This is a genomic window from Paenisporosarcina sp. TG20, assembly GCF_000286315.1.
In the GTDB taxonomy this organism is placed as follows: Bacteria; Bacillota; Bacilli; order Bacillales_A; family Planococcaceae; genus Paenisporosarcina.
This window is the reverse complement of sequence record NZ_ALJG01000208.1, coordinates 1-9,630: the sequence shown is the minus strand read 5'-3', so window position 1 is coordinate 9,630 and position 9,630 is coordinate 1. Positions and strand designations below refer to the sequence as shown.

The following is a 9,630-nucleotide window of genomic DNA, read 5'->3' as shown; positions in this document are numbered from 1 at the left end:
CGCCACCTTTCACTACAATCATTCACCTGTTTTAAATAACCGTGATCAAATATAGTTTTAAAAAAACATAAGAAATTGTCCGATCTTTTAAAATGAAAGTACTCAATAGAATTTGTAAACAAGAATATATAACTGGAAAAATTAACTTCCCTTGAGAGGAAACCTGCGTTTTTAATATAGGAATTCACTACTCACATTAATCGGGTTAACGAGAGTCAATCAAAAAATTTATTTTTAGAATGTTAGTCTCCATATACTTAAAAACACCATGAACACTGTGTTCTTGGTACTCTATAGTCATATATTTTCCACAAAAAAAAAAAAAAAAAGACGAGTAAAGTGATGATCACTTTGTCGTCCCTTTTTATATGGGCAATCCCAAGGTGGGTTTGCGTCTGTCGTCAAAATTGGATAATACATGAAAATCCTACCTTCAAGAGATCGGTCTTTTCATGTATTTGTTAATAATTATCCTAGTAAGTTTCGATATCCCATGTATGTTCGAATTCTACAGCACCTTTAAGGGTTTGAGCAACTGGACAGCCTTTTTCAAAGACCGCTAAGGCTCGTTCTGCTGCATCCTGTTTGCCGTCTGGCACTTTTAAATAATAGTGACAGCTGATTTTCGTAATCTTTAATACGCCTTCTGGTGCTTCTATTGTCCCTTGTACGTTTGCCTTTACTTTATCTGGTGAAGTCGGAATTTTACGCGCTTCCAGCGCGCCTGATAATGTCCCGACCAGTCAACCACCGGCAGCTGCTACAATATGGTCAAGTGTCGATGGGTATTCAATTTCCGTTACAGCTCCATAAAATGCTTTGACTCCTCCGTGCACACCGTATAAAACAGGTTCTTCAAAGTTCCCAATATACGCTTCACGAATCTTATTAGCCGTATCTTTTTGAATAATGGTTATTTTAGTCAATTCAATTGGTTCACTCATTTTAACACCATCCTTTTTATAAGCATAACAGTTAACAGATTATTCCGCAAAGTTATTGAACCAATCATTCTATCATTTCGACCGTCTAACATGAACTGGACACTAACAGAAAAAATGTGTCTTGTATTGTAGTAACAAGTAACGTAACCGAACTAGTTTATTCATTTTTAGAAAGCCTTTTAAAGAGATGAGCTCCCCCTATCTGATCAACAATTAAATAACGCTTGGCGGTTCTATAAAAATTATATTGCGAGAATAGTAGTTATTTACTAACATCTTGATGTATATGGAACTCAACCATTTTTTGAAAAAGATCTTCAATTTGAGACTTGTCCGTTAAATTCGCAATAATCCACTCAAATTCCTTAGAAACCAGCTGACTGATTTGTAAAGAAGCCTTTTGATGTCCCATTGGAGTGATAAGTGTAAAAATCTCCTTAACATCAGAAAGAATATTCTCGGGTAAGGAATGATGAAGAGTCTTCAATCCTAATTGAGCTCTGCTTGGCGCATACTTAAATAATAGAACTCTTGCTAAATGTTCCATTATATTGGTTAACATCTTAACTGCCCATATGTCGTTACCCCGTGCCGCAGCTTTTTTGTACTGAAATAGAAACCAAGCAATATATTCCACAGCATCCCTAAATTCATTTTCACTGAGTGTGAGGGTTTGTGTCTCAACAAAATTATTTAATAAGTTGTTAGGGTCATACAAAACTCTAAAATAATCCTTTTCCGTAAAAGATTCCATGGTAACAGTAAACAAGTCAATATGTAGTAGATCATCGAACACCGCTATGAGCTGTGGGGCAATGATGAAAATATTTTCATCAAAAATGATGTTACTGTAAGCTTTTAAATGTTCTAACCGTTTAGCTAAGAACTGCTCTTCTTTTTCTTTTTTTATTAAGCAATAAAGATCAATGTCAGAATGTTCATCATGTTCATCCCTTCCCATTGATCCTTTTAAAAAAATAGCTAGGACATCTTGATCTCTTTTTAAACTAGTACATATCTTTTCAACTGCCAATTCTTGAGAAAGCATTCTTTATTTCTCCAATCTAATTGTTTTATATTTTTCAATATACCATTTTTTTCAATATACCATATTTTTCTTTATATGATACTTCGAAATAATTCATTTTTTAAATATAAAAAAACCAAATCTACCTCCTTAAATTTCATTAAGAAAAACAGGGTTAAGTGACGCTCGGTCCTTTTAAAGAAAGTAACAGCAAAAAAAGTAGTTTTAAATACAGTATCAGACCTGAGTTTCCGGGTCGCTTTGAATCGCATACCTGCTGCACCATAACCTCAAGAATAGAGAGGGGGGTGAGTGAAGTGACTTCACTCACCCCCTTCCGTACAGGTAATCTTGCGGCGGGTTTTCGTCCGTCGCTTCCCTGCAATCCTTATGCATATAGTATTTAGAATTTGGTGGATGAGAGAATAGTCTTTGACTTCATAAAAATAGGCGGTCGAAGATACTATTTCGACCTTTTTTTACATTCTTTAATGTTTAGTAGTCTCTTTATACTTACTGTCATTCTGCTTAAGAAGGTAGTTATCACCAATCTGTCAATTGCCTGTGCAAGCTACACCTATGTTCTTTAATTTATGGCTTATACAGGCACCAAATCTTTATTTTAACTATGCTAGCAAGAGTGTCATAAACAGCGTGAAACCGGTTTTCAGGTTGCTTTGGATTGGAATTCTTAGACGAGCAGAATGGCAAAAATATGAAAAGGGCAGATGGCTTCTATCTAGCCATCTGCCTTTCCTCTAATTTCTTATATAGACTTATAAACCGATAATTGATGATGCATCAATTGGTTGATGTATGTTTATCTTGTGATACTTTTCCACTAGAAAGAGGCTAGAAGTACCTATCAAATCCGTCCAATTATTCTTTATCCTTCATTTAATTTTTGGAATATTATAGTATAATAAAAACAGTTAACATTCTTCGATAAATCGTATCCCCCATGATTTATCTTTCATAAGAGAGGAGAATAAGTAGTGAGCGTCAGTCCAATTTAAAAAATCTCCCATTTAAGGATTTACTAGTTAATCAATAATTTGGGGGATAATTTAATATGAAACAAAATAAAAATTTCCAATACCTACTTTTTGGGCAGTCTCTAGCAAATATTGGAGACATTTTATATATTGTCAGTATCATAAGCGTCATTTTCAAACTAACCGGATCTGCAACTGCTGCTGCTTTTGTTCCTTTTACCATTACAAGTTCGATGTTCATTTCCAATTCGCTCACTCCACTTCTCATGGAGCGAATAAATTTGAAATGGTTATTGGCAGGCTCGCAAATTGGGAAAACTGGACTATTGATTGCTTTAGGTTTATTCATGCAGGATCTTACTTTGTCAAATTACTTCCTACTTTTTTTCGTAATCAGTCTGGTGGCTTTATTAGACGGATGTGCTAATCCGGTCTCAAGGACTTTAATTCCGTTTTATGTAAAGAGCGAATTTCTATTTAAGGCGAATGGCATATCAGAAACTGTGACGCAGTTTATTCAAACGGCCATGTGGTTTGTCGGCAGTTCACTGTTAATACTGATTACGGCGAATGAGCTGGTTTGGATAACAGCAAGTTTATTTTTGCTGTCTAGTCTACTTTTAAGTCTCTTGGAACAAGTGGACTTTACCCCTTCAAAGCAGATAGGGAAATGGAATCAAATCAAACAAGGATGGCATACTGTTTCTACTACTCCAGTATTAAAACGTATTGCTTGGATGGATTTTTTTGAAACCATTGCTGGCACCGTGTGGATTGCTGCTATCTTGTATGTATTTGTCAGCGAAGCTTTACTTACGGATGAAAAATGGTAGGGATTCATCAATGGTTCCTTCTTCTTGGGGTTAATCGGGGGCAGTCTCTTTTGCTTAAGGTTTTCTTCAACAATTGAAAATAAACTTAGTTCCTTCATATTCTTCGGCGCTATTTCCAGCTGTCTTGTGACTATTTTATTTGGGTTGAATAGTATCCCTATGATTGCTTTGATTCTTTCATTTTTTGTCGGGGTATTTGGACAATTAAAAAATATTCCACAGCAAACAGTGGTTCAGATCAGTGTTGCGAAAGACCAGTTACCGACTGTCTTCACGTCTCTAAGTGCCATAGGAACGGGAACGTTTGGTTTGGCTTCTTTACTTATGGGCATATTAGCTGATGCTTTTGGCATTCGAAGCGTCTTTATTTTATCTGGAATATTGCTTGCATTGGTCAGTCTGATTGCATATAAAGGAAGATTTCTTCTGTGGAAAACTACACAAATCTGATTTTTATTTGAAAGAAAGGAGACGTCGGTATTAATGCGACGTCTCCTTGTTTATGTAGCTATTTCATACATCCCCTTTCATCCTAATCACTTTTCCGTCAACTTCAGTACCAAGCTCTTTCAACCCATATTTGTGATAAAAGGAGATGGCTGAGTAGTTGTTTGGAGAAACGCGAAGATGAAATTCACTAACTGCCTGTTTTCGAAAGAATCCCAACGCATATTCATGGAGCTTTTTCCCCAATCCAATTCCTCGTTTTCCCGGTATAAGATAATAAAGATTCACATATCCAATTGAGCGACCTTCATATTCCACAATGGTCAGTTCGAGCTGCCCTATTGGAATTTCATCTTCAGTTATTAATACAAAGCCTTCTGGAAATTGACTAGATTTTTCGTTAAGCCAATCAAGATAATCTTCTTCATCTCCGAAATCTTGATCTGAACCAAAACTTACGATAAAAGAATCTTTGCGAAAAGGGATAAGATAGTTTCGATGTTTTATTGCTTCTATGTGTTCGAAGCGCATGTGTACGTTCCTTCCTCTTTTAATCAACCCAAAAAGAGTGGCGATATTATTCTATGGTGCTTTATTCAAAAAAACCTAAAAATTTATTTCAATATTTACTATTTTAAATATTCAACATCTACACCTAGTTGATTAAATAATTCAAAAAATGATGGACACGTCTTTGATACACATCCTGGATTATTAATACTGATACCTGGTATTCTTGTCCCGATTAAGGCTAATGACATCGCCACTCTATGGTCGTCGTATGAGTCTAGGACTGCAGCTTTTGGCGTTCCTGGGTAAACTGTTAATCCATCTTTATATTCTTCAACCTTTATACCTAGTTTACTTAACTCTGCACAAATAGCACTAATCCGATCTGATTCGTGGTGTCGAATATGTTCAACATCTCTCATCGTAATGGGGCCAGAAGTAAATGGTGCTATTGCAGCTAGGGTTAAGGTTTGATCGGACATTTCTTTCATACTAATTTCAAATCCGCCTTTTAGGACCGGGGTTCCTGTCAGTTCAATGAATCCTTTTCCTCTAACAACAGTGCAACCCATTCTTTCATATACATCCAGCATTTTGATGTCTGGCTGGTTGGTATCTACAGACAGATTGGTAATTTTAATGCGTCCGTTTGTTATAGCCGCTAAAGCCAAAAAGTAACTCGCGGTTGATGCATCAGCTTCTAATTGTAGATTACGTCCAAGGTACTCTGATTTTGGAACAACCATGTTGGTAAGATCGTCTGAAAAGTCGACTTTTACTCCAAACTTCTCCATTAAATCCAAGGTGATTCTGACATAGTCATGTTGGACGATATAATCGGGTATTGTAACGGTTACTTCTTTTTCAGCATAAGGACTTGCCAAAAGTAAACCACTGACAAATTGACTTGAGATTTTACCTGATATATTTACAGGTCCTCCCTCTAGACCCGCTCCTTTTATCCGAACAGGGAAATATCCTTCTTTATTTACATACTGAATGTCTGCCCCAAGATCGGTAAGAGCTTTTATTAAAGGCTCCACAGGACGCTCACTCATTCTATTGCTCGCCTCTAAAAGCCAATTCCCTTTTTTTCCTACGGCTAATGCTCCTGGGAGAAAGCGGGCAATGGTTCCAGCAGCACCTATGTATAAATCTGCTTGTTCATTTGGCCAATTTGAGTTGCAACCGTAAACAGTGACTACATCCCCTTCGACTTCGGTTTTTACTCCAAGCTTATTCAATACATCTATACACCAATAGGAATCATCACTTTTTAATATCCCAGATAAAGTAGATGTTCCTTTTGCTAATGCGGCCATTATCAATGCTCTATTTGTAAAACTTTTGCTTCCAGGAATTCTAATATCAGCATCAATTCGTTGATTTTCCATCGGTGAAATTCTGACAGACTGAACATCGTTTAATTTAGACCATGGAGATCTGGCTTTTAAATCAGGACTACTCATTTAAATACACCTGCTCTTTCATAAAAAGAATATTTCGAAACTTAGATATATCAAGTTTACCATTAAAAAACTAGCAATTACGAAATAAAACACCCCTTGTAAAATTTTCGTACAAGATGCATGGGACATTTCTTACCTAAAATTTCTAGGAATTATTTCAGGAAGTACTTGATTACATTGTGGTTTAGTTTTAGAAGAGTTTCTAATTTAATAACGGGTTCGCTTTTGAAGTACAACCATCGGATTAACAGTGCCTCTAGCATTTAAATTCTTATTAATATTTGTAATCTTTTGGAAATTTATTAGCACTAAAAAGGCTTGGAGACATATGGCTCCAAGCCTTTTACTTATAGGACATTGTTGAACTAAAGCACCCGTTAGCACAACAAGAATACATTTCTGAAATCACTCTTTTCTTTTCACTCTTCCCAAATAAAAACCAATCAACATTAAAAGTGAAGGAACTAAAGAGAACATAAAACCAACCTTTTCATAAAGAATCTCATTCATATCAGTTAATAAATAAACACTCCAAATAAACGAACTATATCCAGACATATGATATAAATAGTAAATCGAGCCAAAGTCATCTATTGCTAAATTAAACCCCCATAGAAATAAGCCGATTATAAAAAATAACAAAATCGAAACAATGACTTCTTTCTTTCCTAACCTTTGTAAAACCTTAAAGCTAAGAAATAGATAACCGATTAAGTTAAGAAAAAATATAACCAAAGAACTGATTATCGCTTGGGAATGAGTAAAATTCAATAAATTAAAACAATATCATAATAAAGAAATTCCACCCATTAACAAATGAATAGAAAAAACTTTTATTATTCCTTCCACGTTACCACCTTCATTCTTTCTTCAATAATTATAGTTAAGAAGGAAAACTAAAATATATTCCTAATATCTTCCCAACCATACACAAGTTCGGAAAGTTTTATCCCTGAAATCTCAACTTCAACAGTATCTATTTTTTTACCACCAAGAGATTCATAAAATAGACGTGAAATATTATCTTTCAAGACAAGAACAAGCATAGAGTTTAATCCCATTACTTTAATTTCATCAATTATTGGTTTAACAAGTGCTTTTCCAATGCCATTGCCCTGATACTCTTTTAAAATGTATATTGCATATAACTCCCCTTCGAACCCATTGTAATTCCCGCTTCTTTTATACCACCAGAAGAAAAACCAACAATTTCCCCTTCCTTGTTTTCTGCTATTTATACACCGCCATTAGGAATGTTGTTTTTCCATAGCTGTTCTCTGCTTTCGTATGTTAAATTATTTAAATATTGGTCTGAAACTATATATTTATATGTAGTTTTCCAACAATCAACGTGTACTTTAGCTATTCCTTTTGCATCAGATAAAACTGCTTTTCTAATGTTCATATTCCCATTTCCCATTAATTCATTTCCCCTACCTTGCAATAAATTTTACCATAAAATATCAAATTTCTTATTAAACTAAACTGTATATAAGAGCAGGTTAGTTTAATAGCAACGGTTTTAATCTAATCTTTCTATCGTAAAATTAGAAATGAAAACTGTATCAGTTTTTTTGTCTGAATTAAAGTTAGATGGGAGGTTGTTCCCCATGACACTAAGACTAAACCCTTTATAATTGGTTTGCTCTGTCTTATCAATTTTGTTCAGACTTTCATTTTCTAAAATAAAATAATCACCTTCCAGCCCTATGCCTTCGTTCCAACCTTTTGAATGTATTAAAATATATTCATATTTTCTATTCTCAAAGAAATTTTCTTGTTTTAAAAGATCCAATTTCAAAAAGAAATCACTAGCATTTATCAATTTATCATACTGTTTCCATTCATCCGATTTATTAATGTGAATTTGAACTTGGTTTTCTTCCTCAAATTCACAAGAAAAACAGTTTTGATAATGATAAATTTCAAATGTACTATTTACTTTATCAATGACATCAAACTTTACAGAGTGTATATTTTTATTATCATCAATTATCAATTTGAAGTTTTCAATTTTCGAATTCTGTTTTGTGATTTTTAATTTTTCTCTAAAGACTTCCCAACTATCACTACTATTTACAGTATTAAAATCCACCTGATTATAAAATGTCACTTGTTGGACAACATTCCTATTATAATAAATCAAACTTATAACAACCATTAAACAAATAATCATCCAAAACAAAACCCATTTTTTAATACTCAATCTACCCCTCCTCTAATATTAATGTATGAACACTAATTCCTTCCGCTAAACTGCCGTTCTTTTATTTTAACATAAATATCCAATAAACCTTCTTGAAATTAAAACCTCTATTAACATACGAACTCCCACACAGACAATAACTTCTGTCAACCCGTTAAAAGGGGTGCTAATCTACCCTCAATTCGGTTTACAACCCTTACAAATAAACAAAAATGGACAGTCCAATTCAGTTACAAATTGGACTGTGAATTGGTGTGATAATTTAGTTTTTGTACTCGAAAACAGTACCCTTATTAATTTACACCATTTTAAAAAAGCGATATCCAAATGCACAGGAAATCGAATTTTCAGGATGGAAGCGTTAGTTAAATAAGATGCTTCGAATAAGTACTGGAACAATTCTTTAAAACCCTTCAATTCAATATTCTCTCCTTACTTATTTATCAACTACCTTACATACTTCCACTTAAAGCTTTCTCCCAATCCTCTTCTATGTCATCAAAATGATAGTCTATATTCCCTAACTTCCAACCATCTTCGCTCTTACCAAACCACAAATGAACATCTTTACTCACTATTTCTTTCCCATTTTCCATGATTACTAGATCAACTGTGCCTACAGGATAAGTATCATCTAAACTGACACGTAATTGATTATAACTAACAATATAAACTCCTTTTTCTTTTAAAGATTTCACACGTTCAACCCATTTAATCTTTGCGTCTTCATAAGATATTGTTGGTTCTATATCAGATGCCTTATCATAAAAATGAACGCTTTCAAATGCTTTTTCATACTCTTGATCTATCACATTATCTAAAACATTCTCAGCAGCATTTTTTGATTGATACCTATCTATAAAGCCTGGAACAAAAGCAAAACCAAATACTCCAATTATCCCTACAATAATAACAACAGCTATAATTTTTTTCACAAAAACACCCCTTAAAGATACTTCCTCACCGTAATGTTTACCTTCATAAATACAATTCCGTTGTTGAACTCATCGAAGCCTTCGAAGCAGCTCTGCCACGGTAGTTCCTAACATATCATAAAATTTAAAAGTGAGTATGATTAAAAAAAGCCTTTTATACTTTATGGATATTTTACCATATTTTATAATTTATACTCATGTTTTTACTTAAATTTTCTTTCCTCTTTTTGTCTATATCATATAAAATAACGATTTTTCTTCAAT

General features: G+C 34.0%; 11 protein-coding genes and 1 pseudogene. 2 read left to right on the top strand and 10 right to left on the bottom strand.

Annotation, left to right across the window (positions count from 1 at the left end):
• Positions 1-473 precede the first annotated feature (473 nt).
• The 3 genes from B371_RS24420 to B371_RS0104165 form a co-directional block, all read right to left on the bottom strand.
• The gene (locus tag B371_RS24420; protein ID WP_083844938.1) at positions 474-743 is read right to left on the bottom strand and encodes an OsmC family protein; all 270 of its coding nucleotides are present in this window, start codon (positions 741-743) and stop codon (positions 474-476) included.
• Positions 744-944 carry a hypothetical protein gene (locus B371_RS0104170; RefSeq protein ID WP_019413048.1) on the bottom strand — a complete coding sequence of 67 codons (201 nt, stop codon included), beginning with the start codon at positions 942-944 and terminating at the stop codon, positions 744-746.
• A gap of 262 nt (positions 945-1,206) precedes the next feature.
• The gene (locus B371_RS0104165; protein ID WP_019413047.1) at positions 1,207-1,992 is read right to left on the bottom strand and encodes a nucleotidyltransferase domain-containing protein; all 786 of its coding nucleotides are present in this window, start codon (positions 1,990-1,992) and stop codon (positions 1,207-1,209) included.
• Between the two features lie 1,051 nt (positions 1,993-3,043).
• Between B371_RS0104165 and B371_RS24415 the strand changes: the two genes are divergently transcribed.
• Complete coding sequence (locus B371_RS24415) at positions 3,044-3,799, top strand: hypothetical protein (RefSeq protein WP_019413046.1); 756 nt, start codon at positions 3,044-3,046, stop codon at positions 3,797-3,799.
• A gap of 24 nt (positions 3,800-3,823) precedes the next feature.
• A complete protein-coding gene (locus B371_RS24410; protein ID WP_369751069.1) occupies positions 3,824-4,249 on the top strand; it encodes a hypothetical protein in 426 nt (141 codons plus the stop codon).
• Positions 4,250-4,312: 63 nt separating this feature from the next.
• Here B371_RS24410 and B371_RS0104155 read toward each other — a convergent pair whose 3' ends face one another.
• From B371_RS0104155 to B371_RS0104130, 7 genes and pseudogenes are all read right to left on the bottom strand, one after another.
• Positions 4,313-4,777 (bottom strand): GNAT family N-acetyltransferase, encoded by a 465-nt coding sequence (locus B371_RS0104155; protein ID WP_019413044.1) that lies wholly within the window; start codon positions 4,775-4,777, stop codon positions 4,313-4,315.
• A 98-nt stretch (positions 4,778-4,875) separates the two neighbouring features.
• The gene (gene aroA, locus B371_RS0104150; protein ID WP_369751071.1) at positions 4,876-6,150 is read right to left on the bottom strand and encodes a 3-phosphoshikimate 1-carboxyvinyltransferase; all 1,275 of its coding nucleotides are present in this window, start codon (positions 6,148-6,150) and stop codon (positions 4,876-4,878) included.
• Positions 6,131-6,184, bottom strand: a complete 54-nt coding sequence (locus tag B371_RS24405) for a hypothetical protein (protein ID WP_369751070.1) — start codon at positions 6,182-6,184, stop codon at positions 6,131-6,133. The genes aroA and B371_RS24405 overlap by 20 nt, the downstream gene beginning before the upstream one ends.
• Before the next feature lie 446 nt (positions 6,185-6,630).
• Positions 6,631-6,867, bottom strand: coding sequence for a hypothetical protein (locus B371_RS23355; RefSeq protein ID WP_157185141.1), 237 nt, complete (start codon positions 6,865-6,867; stop codon positions 6,631-6,633).
• A 254-nt stretch (positions 6,868-7,121) separates the two neighbouring features.
• Positions 7,122-7,645: pseudogene (locus B371_RS21255) on the bottom strand (N-acetyltransferase family protein).
• 102 nt (positions 7,646-7,747) lie between these two features.
• Positions 7,748-8,431 carry a hypothetical protein gene (locus B371_RS0104135; protein ID WP_019413041.1) on the bottom strand — a complete coding sequence of 228 codons (684 nt, stop codon included), beginning with the start codon at positions 8,429-8,431 and terminating at the stop codon, positions 7,748-7,750.
• Between the two features lie 452 nt (positions 8,432-8,883).
• Positions 8,884-9,366 carry a hypothetical protein gene (locus B371_RS0104130; protein WP_019413040.1) on the bottom strand — a complete coding sequence of 161 codons (483 nt, stop codon included), beginning with the start codon at positions 9,364-9,366 and terminating at the stop codon, positions 8,884-8,886.
• Between the last annotated feature and the right edge of the window lie 264 nt (positions 9,367-9,630).

Excerpts from the sequence above, each read along its gene's own strand:
- B371_RS0104165 (WP_019413047.1), bottom strand. The coding sequence starts at position 1,992 with ATGCTTTCTCAAGAATTGGCAGTTGAAAAGATATGTACTAGTTTAAAA.
- B371_RS24415 (WP_019413046.1), top strand. The coding sequence starts at position 3,044 with ATGAAACAAAATAAAAATTTCCAATACCTACTTTTTGGGCAGTCTCTA.
- B371_RS0104155 (WP_019413044.1), bottom strand. The coding sequence starts at position 4,777 with ATGCGCTTCGAACACATAGAAGCAATAAAACATCGAAACTATCTTATC.
- B371_RS0104170 (WP_019413048.1), bottom strand. The coding sequence starts at position 944 with ATGAGTGAACCAATTGAATTGACTAAAATAACCATTATTCAAAAAGAT.
- aroA (WP_369751071.1), bottom strand. The coding sequence starts at position 6,150 with ATGGAAAATCAACGAATTGATGCTGATATTAGAATTCCTGGAAGCAAA.